Source organism: Mesorhizobium sp. M0621 (genome assembly GCF_040320745.1).
GTDB lineage: Bacteria > Pseudomonadota > Alphaproteobacteria > Rhizobiales > Rhizobiaceae > Mesorhizobium.
The window spans coordinates 52,525-70,782 of the sequence record NZ_JAMYQF010000004.1 but is presented as its reverse complement, the minus strand read 5'-3'; the positions used below and the strand labels follow the sequence as shown (position 1 = coordinate 70,782).

The window sequence follows — 18,258 nt, the reverse complement described above, 5'->3', positions numbered from 1 at the left end:
CGTGCATGGTTGTCGGTCAGCGCGACGCCGCACAGACCTCTCGCACGCAGTCGCGTAGCCAGCGTTGCGCCGGATCGGCATCGAGGCGCGGGTGCCACAGCATGGAGATGATGAACCCCGCGGTGGCAACCGGCAGCGGAAAACTGTGCATGCCGGCGCGTGCGCCTTCGGTATGCCGCTCGGGCACGCTGGCGATCAGGTCGGATGTTCGGGCCATGGCAAGAGCTGCCGAGAAACCGGAAACCATGCACACGACTGTCCGCTGCAGCCCGAGCAGGTTCAAAGCCTCGTCGATCGGCCCTTTCTCGCGGCCACGCCGTGAAACGCTGATGTGCCGGCCAGCAGCATAGCGCTCGGGCGTCACCGCGCCCTCACTCAGGGGATGGCCCATTCGCACAGCGCCGATGAAGCGGTCGCGAAGCAATGCCTGAATGCGCACCTCCGGTCCGGTCTCGCCAGCGACGCCTATGTCCAGATCGATCGCCGCGTCGCGCAGCGACATCACGTCCTTGTCGGACTTCGGTGCAAAGCGCAGCCGCACGCCGGGCGCATCGTCCTGGATACGGGCGACGAGACGAGGCGCGAATTCTTCGACGAAACTCTCATTGGTGCGCAACGTGAAGACCCTGTCCAGGCTCCGGAGATCAAGCAGGGTGGCAGGACGCAGCAGCGCCTCCGCATCCTGGACGACACGGCCAACCTGCTGTCGCAGTTCTTCCGCACGCGGCGTCGCCACCAGGCCGCGACCGGCGCGAACCAGCAGCGGATCGCCCGTTGCCTCACGCAGCCGCGCCAACGTCCGGCTCATCGCCGAGGGGCTGAGCCGCAGGCGGCTGGCGGCGCGCGCCACACTGCCTTCAGCCAGCAGGACGTCGAGAGCAAACAGCAAATTGAGATCGGGCGATGCCATTGGCGGATTATAGCACATGGCATGGCGTTTGGCGCACGAATATGATGCAAATGCTGCGCCTTCCGCCATATCACTCAAGAGACTAAATCTCCGCTGGCTCTGGTTCTGGAGCTGATGGAAAGGAGATCGCCGTGGCAATCGCTGAGCAAAATCGGGACGGGGGCGCATCGGCGCTGCCACGGATGCAATCCGCCCGCTGGGCGCTGGCAAGCCTGTCGCTCGCCACGCTGCTGTCGTCGCTGGGAACCAGCATTGCCAGCGTCGGGCTGCCATCGCTGATGCAGAATTTCGGCGCATCGTTCCAGTCCGTGCAATGGGTTGTTCTGGCCTATCTCCTCGCCATCACCACGCTGATCGTCGGCGCCGGACGGCTGGCCGACATGTTCGGGCGCCGGCCGTCGCTGCTTGGAGGCATCGCGCTGTTCACATCGGCATCGGTGCTCTGCGGCCTGGCGCCGACACTCGGGCTGCTGATCGCCGCGCGCGCCGTGCAAGGGTTTGGCGCGGCGCTGATGATGGCGCTGACGCTGGCTTTTGTCGCGGAAACGGTGAGCAAGGAACGGACCGGCAGTGCCATGGGCCTGCTCGGTGCCATGTCCGCAATCGGCACGACGCTTGGCCCTTCGCTCGGCGGCCTCTTGATCGCCGGCTTCAGCTGGAGGGCGATCTTCCTCGTCAATGTCCCGCTAGGTGTGCTCACCTTCGCTCTCGCCTGGCGTGCCTTGCCGGCGCGCAATAAAACCGCGCAGGTCGACCGAGGCACGTTCGATGTGATGGGCACGGTCCTGCTGGCCCTGACATTGGCCGCCTATGCGCTGGCCATGACGCTTGGCAGAGGCAATTTCGGTGCGCTCAACATCGGCCTGCTGATGGCTGCCGGCATTGGTGTTGTTCTCTTCGCCGCCGCGCAGGCGAGAGTGAGAAACCCCTTGATCCAACTTGCCAGCTTCCGCGACCTCCAGCTAAGCGCCAGTCTCGCCATGAGCCTCGTTGTCGCCACGGTGATGATGGCGACCCTGGTGGTGGCCCCGTTCTACCTGTCGCGCGGGCTCGGGCTGGATGCCGCAATGGTCGGCCTCGTGCTGTCGACCGGCCCGCTCGTTTCGACCCTGTCGGCGCTGGTGGCCGGACGCCTGACCGACCGCTTCGGCGCTCACAGGATGATGGTCGCCGGCCTGCTCAGCCTTGCAACGGGCACGTTCCTGCTGTCGCTCGCCATGACCAAACTCGGCATTGCCGGCTATGTCGTTCCGATCACCGTCACCTGCGTCGGCTACGCGCTGTTCCAGACGTCGAACAATGCAGCTGTCATGACCGGTGTCGGAGCCAGCCAACGTGGCGTCGTTTCCGGCCTGCTCAACCTTTCGCGCAATCTCGGTCTCATCACCGGCGCATCGTTGATGGGCGCCATATTCGCCGTCGCATCGGCTAGAGGACACGAAGGCATTGGTCTGGTGAGTTCCGAAGCCGCCGCTCAGGGAATGCAGGTCACATTTCAAACGGCAACGGTGCTGGCGTTGGTCGCGTTGTTCCTCGCACTGCTCTCGGCCCGCGCCGTAGGCCGCACAGAATCCAGGGTTTCGTGACGCGCCACACCGCTCAGAGACTGTTTCGAAATTCGCTCTGGCGAGTCATATGGTGGTGGTTTCGGGGTCGCGTAGCGACGAGCGGAGCGGACACCAGGTCCGTGAACTCAGTTCTACTGCGTCGACGCAGTAGAACTGGGAAGCGCAGAAAACGCCATCAGATGGCCGCCGGAGTAGAATTTCGAAACAGGCTCAGGCGCCTGCCCGCTTGCGGCGCTCATAGAGCATGACCAGCGTTTCAGCCGTCAGAGCAGGCTTTTCCTCGCCTTCGATCTCGACGGTGTTCGCTGCCTTCATCAGATATTGGCCGGGACCTCTGTCCTCCACGGACAGCAGCGTGGTGCGCAGCCTGATGCGCGCGCCGACCTTGACCGGCGCCAGGAACCGCACCTTGTCGAAGCCATAGTTGAAGGCGGCCTGCGTATTTTCGGGCACGATGCCCATGCCGAGCGCCAGCGCGCCGATGATCGACAGCGTCAGGTAGCCATGCGCGATCGTCGTGCGGAACGGGCTTTGCCGCCGCGCCCTTTCAGGATCGACGTGAATCCATTGATGATCGCCGGTGCATTCGGCGAACTGGTCGATGCGGTTCTGGTCGACCGTCGTCCATTCCGACACACCGAGTTCTTGCCCGGCCATCGTCCTCAACTGGTCGAAGGTCGGCGGCGTTTTAGGCCGTATTTCAGTCATTCCTGCTTTCCCGATCGCTTGCAGAGCCTCCGGACCACGAACTGACGGCCTCTGTCAATTCGCCCTGCGCGAATCCGTTCCTCCGAATCCGGCGGCAATCGCGCCATGCCTCCCAGCACAACGGCAGGTCAGATCGGGATTTCTTGGCTTTCAGGGCTGCCGGCAGCAATGAGCCGGCCTCGGCCATATCTGCTACTTCTTCTCGTAGCCGGCGCGGATTTCCTCCATCGCCTCCTTGATGCGCGTGCGCAGGATGTCAACCGATTCGGTGCCGGATTTCTTGACCAGTTCAGCCACTTCGCCGGCATTCTTCAACGCGGCCTCGAAGGACTTTCTGGCAAACTCCGTCTGTTTGGCCATCAATTCCTGCGGATTGCCCGGCGCCTTGTAGTTTTGCGCCATATCGGTGACTTCGCGCAGTGTGTCCTGCAACATCTCGCGTTGCCTGGACAACAGCGAGGACGCGCCGGCGGCGCCGGCTCGTGCCGATTTCTCCAACGCTTCGAGGTTCTTGCGATGATGGGCGAGGATCGCCTCGACATCGACATTGGGCACCTTCAGGTCGCGGCCGAACCGGCCGAACATGTCCATGAAGGAATCGGATTCCGGTTGTTTTGCCATGCTCGTTTGCTCCCCTTTGCCGCGGATGCGGGCGCCCTCGGCAGGAGAATAGCACTCGCGTGCCGTGTGTCCATTCGGACGCGAGGAATCAGCACTGCGCCACCGCGCATCAATTCACGAGGAACAGCAGTTCGGCGACATAGAGCACGACACCGGCGAGCCCGCCGATGATCATGCCGTTGAAGCGGATATATTGCAGGTCCCTGCCGATGTTCATCTCGATCAGCCGCGTCAGTTGCGCCAGGTCCCAGCGCTTGACCTGGTCGGCGATGAAGGTCGACACGCCGCTCTTCTGGCTCTCCACGAACGACGCCAGCGCCACCACGAACCCCTGGTTCATGTCGGCCCTGATCTGCGCATCGCTGGCAAGATGCCGCCCGACCTCGACGAACATGTTAGCGAGATGCGCGCGGATGACCGAATTCGGCGCCTCGGCGTCCTGCTCGATGAACTGGCTGAGGCTTGCCCACATGTCGCCGGCCAATCCCTTGACCTCGGGCCGGGCCAGGAAATCGCGCTTCAGCTTCTCGGCGCGTTTGGCATATTGCTTCGATGTCCTCAGCTTTTCGATGAAGCCTCGAGCGAAATGGTCGAATTCGGCGCGCATCGGGTGATCGGGATCAGCCCTCACCTCGTCGAGCAGCGAACCGGCCGAGGCGACGATCTTCTTCAGCAGATAGGCGTCGGCTTTGAATAGGTTGAACAGCGACGGCAATTCCTCGCGGATTTTCTCGCGCATCGTCGCCAGCGCCTGTTCGTCGTTGAGAAACCGGCCGATCACGTTGGTGAACTCGTCGAACAGTTTCTGGTGGCGGCGGTCATCGGTGAGCGCGGAGAGCAGCTCGGCGGCCAGCGGCGCCAGCGGCACCTTTTCGATCTGCTCCAGCATGCGGCTGGTGACGAAGCCGCGCAGGCCGGACTGCTCGACGGCGGCCAGTGTCTGCGGCACCAGCCGCACGACGAAGCGCGACAGGTCGGCGGCGCGCTCGGTATCGGCCAGCCAGTCGGCGACCAGCGCCGAGAAATCAACCTCGGCAAGTTTTTCGCGCACCGGCTCGGGCGCCAGGAAATTGACCTCGATGAAGCGGCCGAGATTGTCGGCGATGCGGTTCTGGTTCTCGGGAATGATGGCGGTGTGCGGGATCGGCAGCCCCAGCGGACGCCTGAACAGCGCCACCACCGCGTACCAGTCGGCCAGGCCGCCAATGGTCGCGGCCTCGGCAAAGGCAGCGACGAAGCTGAGCCACGGATAGATGTGCTCGAATGATTTGGCGAGCGCAAATACCAGCACGCAAAGCGCCAATGCGGCCGCTGCAACGAATTTTGTCCGCCGCAACGCGGAAAGCTTGGCATCCGCGTCGGTATCGAAACGGACAGGCGCCAGGGACGAAGCCGATTGTGACATGGGTGAGCCGCTCCTCGTCGATCTCAGGCTATTTAGTGGTTTGACACCCAAAATACCCGCGACAGCCGGTTTCGCGCCGCGCGCACACAAAGCTGAGGAGAAAATTCATCTATTGGTCGAAGCTAGTCTGGAATTGTTCCAAGGTATAGGCCATATTCCACCGAGGCCAATGTGGCGAATCCGGAATTTCGGGTCAAAGCCGCATCAGCAAAATTTCCAGATCTGGCGTGGTTGCACCGCACCAGTGCCTTGTGAGGACAAAATGCGGCTTACGCGCCAGACCAACTATGCCATGCGCATCTTGATGTATTGCGCGGCCAACGATGACCGGTTGAGCCGCATCCCCGAGATCGCGGCCGCTTATTCGGTGTCGGAACTGTTCCTGTTCAAGATCCTGCAGCCGCTGGTCGAGCACGGCCTTGTCCAGACCGTGCGTGGCAGGAATGGCGGCGTCAAGCTTGGCCGGGCGGCCGAAGCCATCAGCCTGTTCGATGTCGTGCGCGTGACGGAAGAAAGCTTCGCCATGGCCGAGTGCTTCGAGAACGATGCCGCCGAGTGCCCGCTGGTCGACAGCTGTGCGCTGAATTCGGCATTGCGCGAGGCGCTAAACGCGTTCTTCGCGGTGCTGGAGCGCTACACGATCGCCGATCTGGTGGCAGCGCGGCCGAATGTGCGCAACCTGCTTGGCATCGACATGCTGATGGAGCGACGCGCCCCGGCTGCCTGAGCGTCTTTCGCCCGTTCTACGGGGAGAAATGCCGGCAGGGCAATGAGGGGTGCCGACTTCCACAATTGATGCTGGAAGCGCAAGAAGCCTCCATTTGCAGGCCGGCCTTACCTGAATCTCAGCTGACCGCCGATTGCGGCAGCACGAACGGCATGTTCCCGGCCGGCAGCACGCCGACCCTGAGCCGGCAGTCGAACACTTTCTCGATCAGGTCATCGCTCAGCACGTCCTGCGGCGATCCGGTCGCGGCCAGCCGGCCGCGGTTCATGACGAAGATCCGGTCGGCATACATGGCCGTCAGATTGAGGTCGTGCAGGATGGCGACCACGCCGCCGCCCCTTCTGGCAAAGTCGCGGGCAATGTTCATGATGATCAGCTGGTGCTTGATGTCGAGGCTGGAAACCGGCTCGTCGAGGAAGAGGTATCGCGGCTTGCCGTCGAGCACCGGGGCCCAGACCTGGCACAACACGCGCGCAAGCTGGACGCGCTGTTGTTCACCGCCCGAAAGCTCCTGGTAGAAGCGTCCGGCAAAGCCGTCGAGATCGACGCGCGCCAGCGCCCGTTCCGGCAGCCGCGCATCCTCCCCCGGCAAGACGCCCGAGCGGCCGCCGACAAGGCCAAGCTTGACCACTTCTCGCACCGTGAACGGGAACGACAGCGTCGTCGCCTGCGGCAACACTGCCCGATGGACGGCGGTCTCAACCGGCTTCATCGCGCAGAGATCGCAGCCGTTGAGGGCGATGCGCCCGGTATAGGCGAGTTCGCCGGAAAGTGCCTTGAGGAAGGTCGTTTTGCCCGAACCATTGGGGCCGACGATGGCAGCGATCTCGCCGGGGCGCGCATGGAAATCGACACCGGCGACGATAGGCTTGCCGGCGATATCAACCGAAACGTCCCTTGCCTCGATCATCCCAACTCTCGCAAATAAACGACTCACAGGTCGACTACGCCGCGCTTGCGCAGCAGGATCCAAAGGAAGAACGGCGCGCCCGCGATCGCGGTGACGATGCCGATCGGCAATTCGGCCGGCGCTACGATGGTGCGCGCCACCGCATCGGCCAGCAGCAGCAGCGAGGCGCCGAGTAGCGCCGACGCCGGCAGCAGATAGCGATTGTCCGGACCAATCAGCAGGCGCAGCAGATGCGGCACCACGATGCCGACAAAGCCGATGCCGCCGCTGACGGCGACGGATGCGCCGACCGCCGCCGAGACGCCGACGATGGCCGTGTATTTCAGCCGCTGCACCAGAATGCCGAGATGGCCGGCGATCGCCTCGCCCAGCGCCAGCGCGTTAAGGCCGCGTGCCAGGAATGGCATCGCCGCCAGCGCCAGCACGATGATCGGCCCGACGGAAGCAATCTTCGCCCAGGTCGCGCCGCCGAGCGATCCGAGCTGCCAGAACGTCAGGTCGCGCAACTGGCGATCGTCGGCCATGAAGATGAGGATGCCGGTCAGCGCCATGGCGAGTGCTGCCAGCGCGATGCCGGCGAGCAGCATGGTGGCGACCGAGGTTTGCCCCCGTCGCGTCGCAACCTGATAGAGCACCAGCGTCGTGGCGAGCCCGCCACAGAAGGCCGCCAGTGGCAGTGCAAGCGTGCCGAGCAAGGCCGTCACCGGAGCCAATATCGTAGCGCCGAGCACGATGACTGCAACCGCGCCGAGGCTGGAGCCGGCCGAAACGCCGATCAGGCCGGGGTCGGCCAGCGGATTGCGGAACAGCCCCTGCATGACCGCGCCGGAGACCGCGAGCGCCGCCCCAACCAGCATGCCGAGGATAATACGTGGCAGGCGGATGTCGTAGACGATCAGGCTGTCGCGGGCGCTCAGCGCGGCGTCGCCGGGCACGGCGCCGAACAGCCAGTCGCCGATGACGTTGACGGCCGATGCGTCCGACGCCCCCGATGTCAGCGACAGAAAAACGGCAGCCACGAGCCCCAGGCACAGCAGAAGAATGACGATGCGGGCGCGGCCCGACCGGTCGCCTTCGGATGCGCTCGCCATCACCTCCACCGGACCGGCGATCGATTGATCGACCATGATGTGCCTGCTCAGTCCGTGACCTGTCCGCCATAAAGCGAGACAGCGAGGTCGTGGATGGCGTCGGCCGTGCGCGGCCCAAAGCCGAGCAGGTAGCCGCCATCGATGCGGATCAGCTTGCGCGCTATTCCGGCCGGCGTTGAGGCGATCGACGGATTGCCGAACAATTCGTCGTCCGATACCGGCGGTCCGGCATTGCTCATCATCAGGATCACGTCCGGCCTGGCGGTGATAACAGCCTCGTCGGACATTTGCTTGTAGCCGGAAAAGCCCTCGACCGCGTTGACGCCGCCAGCCAGCCTGACCATGCCGTCGGCGGCGGTCTCGCTGCCGGCCGCCAGGATCTTGCCGCCCTGTATCGACAGCACGAACAGGATGCGCTTGCGCTCCTTGATCGACGCCGTCTGCTGTTCGGCTGCCGTGAGCTTGGCATCAAGCTCCTTGGCCAGCACCTCGGCCTTGGCATCGACGCCGAGCGCCTTGCCGACGATGCGGACCTTTTCGAGGATGCCTTCGTGGCTATAGTGCTCAGGCACTTCGATGAATGGGACGCTCGTCTTCTTCAAGACATCGACGGCTTCCTTGGGACCGCTGCCATGCAGCGCCAGGATGCCGGTGGGATTGACCGACAGGACGCCTTCCGGCGACAGCGCGCGCATGTAGCCGACATCAGGCAGCTCAAGCGCCGCCTTGGGATACCGGCTGGTGGAATCGCGCGCCACCAGATGCTTCTCCTCGCCGAGCGCGTAGACGATCTCGGTGATCGAGCCGCCAATGGCCGCAATCCTCGAGGGATCGGCAAACACGGCCGTGCCTTCCGTGGCATTGACAGGTTGCAGTGCGACGAAAGCAAGGGATAGACCGATCGCCGGCCCGGCGATGATCTTGGAAATGCAACCCATTGTCGTTCTCCTCAGGCTGCAGTCGGGCTTGGGATGCGCGGCAGGTTTTCTGCCAGGAACCGCCAATCGTCACGCTCGCTCTCGCCCTCATGACGCTTGCCGAAGAACTGGATGATCATCTTGCCCTCGGCGTCATAGACCTCGAGCGATGTGACATGACCGTCCTTGGTCGGCTTGCGCACGGCCCAGACCTCGTGGATGTGATCGGTTCGCAGGTGCAGATGGAAGGTTTCGTCCAGCACGTTGATCCATGGTCCCATCGGCTTGATGGATTTGACTGGACCGGAATGGATCTGGATGCAGCCGCGGTTTCCGACAAAGCACATGATCGGTATCTCGCCCTCCGCGGCGTGATGGAACATGGCACGGACAGCGTCATTGTCGAGCAGCCAGGCATAATCCTGGCCGACCATGCGCACCGCCTGCCGGCGGCTGAGCTTCAACGTCTTCAGCATGCCGAAGAACTGGTGCACGTCGGTCAGCCGGCTCCAGCGGTCACGCAGGTCGTCGAGATTGGCGGTCGTTTCGTCGCCATGGATCTCGTCATCGGGGAGTGGCCCCGAAATGTCGACCGTCGGCTCCTGATTGGACGATTCGAGCGCGGCGACCAATTTTTGATACGCATAAAGACTGGAGGCCGGCCGCAGATGCACCTTATGCACGGCCTCGCCTGCCGCGTCGAAGAACTGCAGGCTGCGGCGAATCTCGTCGCCATCGCGCTTTTCCACGGCAAAGCCATGCATCCACACCTTCGGGAAGATGCGCAGGTCGATGTTTTCGCCAAGCACCATGGCATTGTGGTTGCCGGTGACGACCTTGTCATAGACGCCGATCTTTTCGTGCACCGCGCTTTCATTGCGGGTCAGCGCCATGACCTCGCCGACGGCCTCGAGGCCGGTCAGCAGATCGTTGACGCGCGGCTCGATGCGGACGACGCCGTCGCCGCAATGCGCGGCGACCAGCTCGGCCTCCGAAATGCCGAGCTGGGCAGCCAGATCACGCTCGCGCGTCTTCGGATTGTCTGTCCGTGCCCGCCGGATTTCATGCGGGGCGGGTTTTACGCGCTGATCCATGTCTCGTCCCTACTGCCTTGCCTTACTTGTTGAGAATGAGCTTGCCCTGCCGGGTGATCTTCAGCCGGTAGAGCGCGCCATGATGCTCGATGCCGATCTCGTGCTCGCCCTGGAACAGGGTGTTGCTGGACAGGGTTCGCACCGCCAGCGGAACCCGGTCGAAACGGGCGGAGGCATCGTCGGAACGGCGGACGCGATAGCGAAAATCGTTGGGATTGTGGGTGTTCATCTGGATCGATCCCTTTCCTGTGCCGGGCGTCTGGCTAGGCGTTGCGTAATCCGATTCATATCTTGACTTGAATAATCATGTTTACTAGTCAGTGCAATACCGGATTAAATGAGTCAAGATTTAAGACGCCGGACACGATCAAAAACGCCAGCCAGCCCCGGGCCAGCCAGCATGAAACCTGGACTTTGGAGTTGGGGCATGGGGTTGGTGACTTGGGAATGGCGCGGCCGGTCGGCGGCGAACGGTGCGGCGGCTTTGCTGGCAAGCGTGGCGGCGATCGCCTTATCGGCGGAACTGGCCAACGCCCAGCAGGCGGCGCAGCCGGCGGATCAGACGAAGAAGGCTGACGAGGAAAAGGCGGCACCGGCGGGAGCAACGCTGCTCGACAAGATCCTCGTCATCAGCCGCACCGGCGAGACGGCGATCGAATCGCTGGCGTCGGCCAGTCATATCGGCCAGGAACAGCTCGACCGCCGCATGGCGACGACGCCCAATGAGATGCTGCTGGGCGTGCCCGGTGTCGCGGCGCAGGCCGACGCCAGGCGCGTCAGCACCAGCATCAACATCCGCGGCTTGCAGGATTTCGGCCGCGTCGCGGTTATCGTCGACGGCGCGCGGCAGAATTTCCAGCGCTCCGACCACGGCACGCAGTCGACCTTCTATATCGACCCGGAACTCGTCAAATCCGTCGATGTGATCCGTGGTCCAGTCGCCAACACCTACGGCTCGGGCGCCATCGGCGGCGTCGTCTTCTTCGATACCAAGGACGCCACGGACTTTCTCAAGCCGGACGAGACGTGGGCCGGTTCCGTCACGGGACGCTATGAGAGCAACGGCAAGGGCTGGACCACCAGCGCATCCGGCGCCTACCGCTTCAACGAGAACTGGGATGCGCTCGGCAACATAGTCTACCGCGACTACGACGACTACAAGGATGGCGGCGGTGACACCGTCAAGGGCACCGGCTTCGACGTGCTCAGTGGCCTGCTCAAGACCACCATCCGGCCGACCGACAACAGTGAACTGAAGCTCGGCTGGGTCGGCTCAAGCGACGGCTGGAACGAGATCAGCGGCGGCGTGCCCGTCAATGACGTCGACCTGAAGTCGAACACCTTCACGGCCCGCTACAACATTACCGATGAGGACAAGAGCTGGCTCGATCTCCACATCAACACCTCCTACAACAAGACCAACCTCGACCTGACCAGCCTCGTTCCTCTCAAACGGTTTGATCCGAGCACCGGCCTTCCCGTGGTGTTGCCGGCTGGCTCGACATCGACGTTCGATATCGGCACGACCGGCATCGATATCTGGAATACGTCCCGGTTCGAAACCGGCGGCATCGCGCACGAACTGACCTATGGCGGCGACTGGGTCGGCGACAACGTCAAGACGGGCGGCGCGGCCGGCGGCGACAGTTTCTACACGCCGTCAGGCAAGCGCGACGTCTCCGGCGCCTATGTCCAGGACAAGCTCACTTGGGATTGGCTCGAAGTCATCGCCGGGCTGCGTTACGACAATTACAGCCTCAAGGATGACACCCACGATATATCTGGCGACAGGGTATCGCCCCGGATCACTGTCGGTGTCTCACCGTTCGAATCGGCAGGCCTTGCAGGTCTTCAGTTTTATGGCACCTACGCCGAGGGCTATCGCTCGCCGTCGATTTCCGAGACGCTGATCAGCGGCAATCATCCGGCGGGCGTCAGCTTCCCATTCCTGCCCAATCCCAATCTGCGGCCTGAGACCGGCAAGACGACCGAGTTCGGCATCAACTACAAGCAGAACGATATCCTCGAGGCTGGCGACGCGTTTCGTCTCAAGGCCGCCTATTTCAACAATGACGTCGACGACTATATCGATGGCGTGACGCTGTCGGCATTCGACCCGACCAGCGGCTGCCCGTTCGGCCCCGGCATCCCGATCTGCTTCCAGTATCAGAATTTCGCCAAGGCCAAGATCAACGGCTTCGAAATGGAAGGCGTTTATGACGCGGCATGGGGCTATGCCGGACTTTCGGCCTCCATCATCAACGGTCACACGATCTCTTATGAAGGCGACCGGGCAGATCTCGCCACCATCCCCTCCTCCCAGGTCACGGCGCAGCTCGGCTTGCGCTTCCTCGAGGACAAGCTGACCGTCGGTGGCGAAGTGCAGTACAATGGCAAGCCGAAGGGCAATGCGGTGGCCAAGAACTATACGCTGGTCAATGCCTTCGCCAGCTATCAGGCGACGGACAATCTGAAGGTTGATTTCCGCGCCGACAATCTGTTCGATGTCAAATACGCCAACCCGCTCAACGGCAGCACGACAGTCGCGGTCTACGAGCCGGGCATAACGCTGAAGCTGGCGGCAACGATGCGGTTTGGAGGCTGATGACAATGACGAGCTTGACGACATCCCTTCGTCTGCTGGCCTCGACGCTGGCGATGTCGCTTGCGATGGTTCCGGCGTGGGCACAACAGTCCGCGCCGGTCCCCGCGCTCAGCCTTGAACTCAACGCTGCACAACCTTCCGACAAGGGTTGCCGCCTGACCTTCGTGGTCAACAACAATCTTGGCGCCGACCTATCCAAGGCGGCGTTCGAGATCGCACTGTTCAACGAAGCCGGCGTCGTCGACCGGCTGACAGTGCTCGACTTCAAGGAATTGCCGGCGGGCAAGACCAAGGTGACGCGTTTCGATCTGGCCGGCACCGAATGTGCCAAGGTCAGCCACGTGCTGATCAACAGCGCGACCGAATGCACCGGCACCGGCGTCGAACCGAATGCCTGCATGCGCAAGCTGAAGACGGACACCAAGACCGGTATCGCTTTCGGCGTCTGAGGTGGGACAGCATCCCGCATTCACGCGAAACACAGTGGCATGGCCTCTGGCCGGCTTCCGCGCGCTGTCCTCTGGACCAAGCGATCTTGATTTGACAATTCTGCTCAGGTCGCTGCAGGTCTCGACGCGAGACATGCAGGATATCAGCCCCCTCACAAACGCCAGCGCCGAGTTGGCCATACAGCCAACCGAGCCGCTCGCACCGCCGCGGCCATCGGCCTGGAACCGCAAATGGACGGCAGCGATCGTCGTCTCGTGCCTGCTCCATGCCGCTGTGGCGGCGGCCTTTCTGGTCTCGCCTTCGGGGACATTCGATTCCAGGGATGCCGAGCAGCCGGAAGGCAGTGATCAGTCGGGCAGCAACGTGGTCGGCAGCACGCTGGATAAGGATCCGGCGGCCATAAATGTTGCGCTGGTGCCGAACCCGCAACCGGCCAAACCACAGCCGGCAATGCCGCCCAAGCCGCCGCCAACGGAGCCTTCTCAACCAGCCGAGGAAGCGGCAAAGCCGCCGCTCAAGCCTTTGCCGGAACCTGTCAAACAGCCGCCAGTTACGCCGGACATATTGGTCGCCGGCGCCTCACGCCCCGATGATCAGAGCGTGGCTCCCAAGACCGAAACGCCGGCACAGTCGACCGTTCAGCCCGAGAGCACCGACGCGACTGTGGCCGTTCCGGAGCAGCCGCCGATTCCCAGCGCCAGGCCAACTCCGGCAGCCGCCCTTTCAAAGGCGACGGATGAGAAGCGCGGCACGGCGGATGGTCAGGACCGGCTGGCACAGGCCGCCAGCAAGGGCAAGAAGCAGAAAGAGGCAGGCAGCGCCGCAGAAGACAATTACCGCAGCGACGTCATCAGAAAACTCAGCCGCGTCAATCGCGGCGTCCCGCCTTCGGTGCAATTAACCGCCCGCAACAACGCCGTTGTGACATTCGTCATTGGCAGCCGTGGCGGCATCGATGAACTGCGCATCCTGCAAAGCTCCGGATCGCCAAATTTCGATCAGGTCGTGCTCGGCATCGTGCGCAAGGCAGCACCCTTTCCACCCATCCCGCCAAAGGTCGGCGACAGTCTTGTCTTCACCGGCGCAATCGGTCCGTTTTGAGAGCCTTCGCTTCGCCGTTTCCAAGCCAACGGTTAAATCGTCGTCGTCCACCAATTCTGAAAGGAACCGCCATGTACATCGCCATGAACCGCTTCAAGGTGCAGACCGGCTCGGAGAACGATTTCGAAGCCGTGTGGAAGAACCGCGACTCCAGCCTTGCGGAGATGAAGGGTTTTAGGGAATTCCATCTGTTGCGTGGCCCGGTCAACGAGACCGAAGGCTACACGCTGTTTGCGTCGCACACAGTATGGGCGAGCCATGATGATTTTATCGCCTGGACCAAATCGGAGAATTTTCGGGCCGCCCACCGAAATGTCGGCACGACAAAGGTCCATTATCTCGGCCACCCCCAGTTCGAGGGTTTTTCCGTCGTCGAAGGCGCGTAATGCATGTCGCCCAAAAGTGGTCCCGGTTTTGGGACAACGACATGCATAAAAACAAAAGAGTTGGCCGGGTCAAGCTCCGGCCAGCAGGCTCGCATTGCCGCCCGCGGCGGTGGTGTCGACGCAGACGGCGCGTTCATGTGCATAGGCCGCCGGGTTCAGCACCTCGCTGACCAGCGGCACGATCGGGCCGGAGCGGTCGGCAATGACCTTGCGCACGATGCGCGCGGCCTCGGGCGTGCCGGAAAAAGCCACGACATCGACGCGCAGCGAGCGCGCTTCGACCGGATCGGGACGACCGTCTATGGCGGCCAGGGGGAGGCCCTTGCCGGTCAATGCGGAAAGGGCTGCCGGCGCGCCGGGCGCAACCGCCAGCACCGCATTGCCGGCGGCGAGCGCCTGGATCGTCTGCGCGAGCAGCGTGTCGCCATCGGGGCCCAGGCACAGCACCCGCCCGCGTGGCGATAGTGACAGCGTATTGGCCTCGCCGGTCGGTCCGGGCAGATCGACCTGACCGAAATCGATACCGGCGGCAGCGCTAATTGCTGCGGCACCCTTGCCGCGCAGATGCTTCCTCAGAATGGCGATCCGGTCCGGGCGCGTCGACCAGCCGCCTAATGCGGGATCGGGCAGATTGTCGGCAAGTTCGGTCGCCGTGACCTTATGGCCATCCTGCACATGGGTTCCGGCCTCCGGCCCCTTGCGGAAGCGCCTGAGATAGTGCGGACCGCCGGCCTTTGGTCCGGTGCCGGACAGCCCCTCCCCGCCAAACGGCTGCGAACCGACCACGGCGCCGATCTGATTGCGGTTGACGTAGATGTTACCGGCATGGATGCCGTCGACGAAATGCTGTACGCGGCCCTCGATGCGGGTGTGCAGGCCGAAGGTCAGGCCATAGCCCTTGCGGTTGATGGCGGCAATGACCGCGTCGATCTCGTCGGCGTCGAAGGTCGCGACATGCAGCACCGGCCCGAACACCTCGCGCTCCATGTCCTCGATGCCCTTGACCCGGAAGACATGCGGCGCGACGAAGCGGCCGTCCTTGGGCGCTTCAAGCTTGGCGATCAGCCGGCCCTGCAGGCCCATTTTCGTGCAGTACTCGCGGATCGAAGCCTGCGCCTCGTCGTCGATGACCGGGCCGACATCGGTTGAAATCCGCCAGGGATCGCCGATGCTGAGCGCTTCCATGGCGCCCTTCAGCATCTCCAGCATCTTCTTCTCGACGTCCTTCTGCACGTAGAGCACGCGCAGCGCCGAACAGCGCTGGCCGGCACTCTGGAAGGCCGAGGCCAGGATATCGCGCACCGCCTGTTCGGGCAGCGCGGTGGAATCGACGATCATGGCGTTGAGGCCGCCGGTCTCGGCGATCAGCATGGCGTCGGGCGCGGCGGTCTCGGCCAGTTGTTTCTCGATCAGCTTGGCGACCTCGGTCGAGCCGGTGAAGCAGACGCCGGCAATGCGCGCATCGGCGGTGAGTGGCCCGCCGACCGATGGGCCGTCGCCAGGCAGCAACTGAATGACGTCTTCCGGCACACCGGCCTCGCGCAGCAATTCGACGGCGCGGAAGGCGATCAATGGCGTCTGCTCGGCCGGCTTGGCAATCACCGAATTGCCGGTGACCAGCGCTGCCGCGATCTGGCCGGTGAAGATAGCGAGCGGGAAATTCCACGGCGAAATGCAGACGATGGCGCCACGCGCTTGCGTGCCCGCCTCCGCATTGGCCGCCTCAGTGGCGTAGTAGCGCAGGAAGTCGACGGCCTCGCGCACCTCGGCGACGCCGTCGGCCAGCGATTTGCCGGCCTCGCGGGTGGCGAGTGCAAAGAACTCGACGGCGTTCGCCTCGTAGAGATCGGCAGCACGGTTCAGGATGGCCCCGCGCTCGCCCACGGGACGCTTCGCCCAGGCCGGTTGCGCTTCCACCGCAAAGCGCACGGCGGTCGCCACCTGCTTGGCAGCGGCTTCGCTGACCGTGCCGACCACCTCGGAAGGCTTTGCCGGGTTTACAATTGGACGCTGCTTGCCGTAGCCGGCGGCGCGGGTGATCGGCTTGGCATGCCAGCGATCCGGCCCGACGAAGGCCGCCCTGGCCCTGTCGATCGCCGCCAGCGTCATCGTGTCGGTGATATCGAAACCCTTCGAGTTGCGGCGACCGGCCCCAAAAATCTGGGAAGGCCGGGCAATCGCCGGATTGGCGGCCGGACCCTGGCTCTCCACGGTTTCGAGTGGATCGCGGGCAATGTCCTCCGGCTCGACGTCCTCGTCGGTGAGTTGGTGCACGAAGGAGGAGTTGGCGCCGTTCTCCAGCAGCCGGCGGACCAGATAAGCAAGCAGATCGGAATGCGCACCGACCGGTGCATAGATGCGGCAGCGCGTGCCCTCGGCCCGGCGCACCGTCTCATGCAGGGCCTCACCCATGCCGTGCAGGCGCTGGAACTCGAAGGTATCGCGATTGTCAGCCGTCGACAGTATGGCGGCGACGGTGTGGGCATTGTGGGTGGCGAACTGCGGATAGATGCGGTCGGTCATGCCAAGCAGCTTTTTCGCGCAAGCGATGTAGGAGACGTCGGTGTTGGCCTTTCGCGTGAAGACGGGATAACCGGCGAGCCCGAGTGTCTGCGCCCGCTTGATCTCGGTGTCCCAATAGGCGCCCTTGACCAGTCGCACCATGATGTTGCGGTCGTATTTCTTGGCCAGTGCATAGAGCCAGTCGATGGCGAAGGCCGCGCGTGGTCCATACGCTTGCACCACCACGCCAAAACCGTTCCAGCCTGCGAGTTCCGGCTCGGCCAGCACCCGTTCGATGACGTCGAGCGACAGATCGAGGCGATCCGCCTCCTCGGCGTCGATGTTGAGACCCATGCGCGAATGGCGCGCGGCCAGCGCCAACGACAGCAGTCGCTCGGCCATGACAGGCAGCATCTCATCCTTCTGCGCCACCTCGTAGCGCGGATGCAGCGCCGAAAGCTTGACCGAAATGCCGTGGTTCTGCCTGATATCAGGGCCGTTGGAGCCGGAATCGAGCGACGAAATCGCGTCGGCATAGGCCTTGTGGTAACGCAAGGCGTCGGCCTCGGTGCGAGCCGCCTCGCCCAGCATGTCGAAGGAATAGAGATAGCCCTTCTGCGTCATCGGCCGGCCGCGCTTGACGGCTTCAGTGATGGTGCGGCCGAGCACGAACTGCTCGCCCATCTCGCGCATGGCGGCGGCCACTGCCTTGCGGATCACCGGCTCGCCGAGCCGCCGCACCATTGAGCGCAGCGTGCCTTCGATGCCGCCTTCGCCCTCGTCGAGGACGCGGCCGGTCAGCATCAGCGCCCAGGTCGAGGCGTTGACGAAGATCGAACTCGAACCGCCCGAATGCGCGGACCAGTCATGCGGTGCGATCTTGTCGGCGATGAGGTCGTCCATGGTTTCGGTGTCGGGCACGCGCAGCAGCGCTTCGGCCAGGCACATCAGTGCCACGCCTTCCTTGGTGGAGAGACCATAGGCGGAGAGAAAAACCTCCATCAGCCGCGGGTCGGACGAGCCGCGCACCGCCCGCACCAGATCGGCGGCCCGGGCCGAGATCGCCTTCCGGTCTTTCGCGGAGAGCCCCGTCGCCTCGGCCAGCCGCTTCACGGCCTCGTCTTCATCGGGAAGGTAGTTGGCGCGAATCTGCTGGCGGATGGTATCGAGCGGCATGGCGGTCCTGCGGAGCGAGCATCAGGGAGCGGGCCGGCGGTCACCGGACCGAAAGGCGCAAGCTAGCACAAGTGAGAAATTTCAGCC

Annotated in this window: 16 protein-coding genes; 6 read left to right on the top strand and 10 right to left on the bottom strand. The window is 63.5% G+C overall.

The window, feature by feature from the left end; all coding sequences use genetic code 11:
• Window positions 1-16: 16 nt before the first annotated feature.
• Window positions 17-910, bottom strand: coding sequence for a LysR family transcriptional regulator (locus NKI38_RS04250; RefSeq protein WP_352655049.1), 894 nt, complete (start codon window positions 908-910; stop codon window positions 17-19).
• Between the two features lie 131 nt (window positions 911-1,041).
• Between NKI38_RS04250 and NKI38_RS04245 the strand changes: the two genes are divergently transcribed.
• Window positions 1,042-2,496, top strand: a complete 1,455-nt coding sequence (locus NKI38_RS04245; RefSeq protein ID WP_352655047.1) for an MFS transporter — start codon at window positions 1,042-1,044, stop codon at window positions 2,494-2,496.
• A gap of 192 nt (window positions 2,497-2,688) precedes the next feature.
• Here NKI38_RS04245 and NKI38_RS04240 read toward each other — a convergent pair whose 3' ends face one another.
• The 3 genes from NKI38_RS04240 to NKI38_RS04230 form a co-directional block, all read right to left on the bottom strand.
• A complete protein-coding gene (locus NKI38_RS04240) occupies window positions 2,689-3,186 on the bottom strand; it encodes a MaoC family dehydratase (protein ID WP_352655045.1) in 498 nt (165 codons plus the stop codon).
• A gap of 192 nt (window positions 3,187-3,378) precedes the next feature.
• Entirely contained in the window at window positions 3,379-3,807 is a 429-nt protein-coding gene (locus NKI38_RS04235; RefSeq protein ID WP_352655043.1) for a phasin family protein, read from the bottom strand.
• A 109-nt stretch (window positions 3,808-3,916) separates the two neighbouring features.
• Window positions 3,917-5,212 carry a DUF445 domain-containing protein gene (locus NKI38_RS04230; RefSeq protein WP_352655041.1) on the bottom strand — a complete coding sequence of 432 codons (1,296 nt, stop codon included), beginning with the start codon at window positions 5,210-5,212 and terminating at the stop codon, window positions 3,917-3,919.
• Between the two features lie 262 nt (window positions 5,213-5,474).
• Here NKI38_RS04230 and rirA point away from each other — a divergent pair, with 262 nt between their 5' ends.
• Window positions 5,475-5,939 carry an iron-responsive transcriptional regulator RirA gene (gene rirA, locus NKI38_RS04225; RefSeq protein WP_352627958.1) on the top strand — a complete coding sequence of 155 codons (465 nt, stop codon included), beginning with the start codon at window positions 5,475-5,477 and terminating at the stop codon, window positions 5,937-5,939.
• Between the two features lie 118 nt (window positions 5,940-6,057).
• Here rirA and NKI38_RS04220 read toward each other — a convergent pair whose 3' ends face one another.
• From NKI38_RS04220 to hemP, 5 genes are read right to left on the bottom strand one after another with little or no spacing between them, the layout of a single operon-like run.
• Window positions 6,058-6,849, bottom strand: a complete 792-nt coding sequence (locus tag NKI38_RS04220) for a heme ABC transporter ATP-binding protein (RefSeq protein WP_352655038.1) — start codon at window positions 6,847-6,849, stop codon at window positions 6,058-6,060.
• Window positions 6,850-6,872: 23 nt separating this feature from the next.
• Window positions 6,873-7,976 (bottom strand): FecCD family ABC transporter permease, encoded by a 1,104-nt coding sequence (locus NKI38_RS04215; RefSeq protein WP_352655036.1) that lies wholly within the window; start codon window positions 7,974-7,976, stop codon window positions 6,873-6,875.
• An 11-nt stretch (window positions 7,977-7,987) separates the two neighbouring features.
• Complete coding sequence (locus tag NKI38_RS04210) at window positions 7,988-8,878, bottom strand: heme/hemin ABC transporter substrate-binding protein (protein ID WP_352655034.1); 891 nt, start codon at window positions 8,876-8,878, stop codon at window positions 7,988-7,990.
• 11 nt (window positions 8,879-8,889) lie between these two features.
• Entirely contained in the window at window positions 8,890-9,951 is a 1,062-nt protein-coding gene (locus NKI38_RS04205; protein ID WP_352655033.1) for a hemin-degrading factor, read from the bottom strand.
• 22 nt (window positions 9,952-9,973) lie between these two features.
• Entirely contained in the window at window positions 9,974-10,180 is a 207-nt protein-coding gene (hemP, locus tag NKI38_RS04200; RefSeq protein WP_023757683.1) for a hemin uptake protein HemP, read from the bottom strand.
• A gap of 198 nt (window positions 10,181-10,378) precedes the next feature.
• Here hemP and NKI38_RS04195 point away from each other — a divergent pair, with 198 nt between their 5' ends.
• The 4 genes from NKI38_RS04195 (at window position 10,379) to hmuQ (ending at window position 14,493) form a co-directional block, all read left to right on the top strand.
• On the top strand, window positions 10,379-12,556 hold the full coding sequence (locus NKI38_RS04195) for a TonB-dependent hemoglobin/transferrin/lactoferrin family receptor (RefSeq protein WP_352655281.1): 2,178 nt from the start codon (window positions 10,379-10,381) through the stop codon (window positions 12,554-12,556).
• A gap of 5 nt (window positions 12,557-12,561) precedes the next feature.
• A complete protein-coding gene (locus NKI38_RS04190) occupies window positions 12,562-13,005 on the top strand; it encodes a hypothetical protein (RefSeq protein WP_352655030.1) in 444 nt (147 codons plus the stop codon).
• Between the two features lie 91 nt (window positions 13,006-13,096).
• On the top strand, window positions 13,097-14,107 hold the full coding sequence (locus NKI38_RS04185; protein WP_352655029.1) for a TonB family protein: 1,011 nt from the start codon (window positions 13,097-13,099) through the stop codon (window positions 14,105-14,107).
• Window positions 14,108-14,178: 71 nt separating this feature from the next.
• A complete protein-coding gene (hmuQ, locus tag NKI38_RS04180) occupies window positions 14,179-14,493 on the top strand; it encodes a heme-degrading protein HmuQ (protein WP_027039045.1) in 315 nt (104 codons plus the stop codon).
• A gap of 69 nt (window positions 14,494-14,562) precedes the next feature.
• On the opposite strand, the gene putA is transcribed toward hmuQ, so the two are convergent.
• Window positions 14,563-18,171: a bifunctional proline dehydrogenase/L-glutamate gamma-semialdehyde dehydrogenase PutA gene (gene putA / locus NKI38_RS04175; RefSeq protein ID WP_352655027.1), complete on the bottom strand. Its 3,609-nt coding sequence runs from the start codon at window positions 18,169-18,171 to the stop codon at window positions 14,563-14,565.
• Window positions 18,172-18,258: the final 87 nt, after the last annotated feature.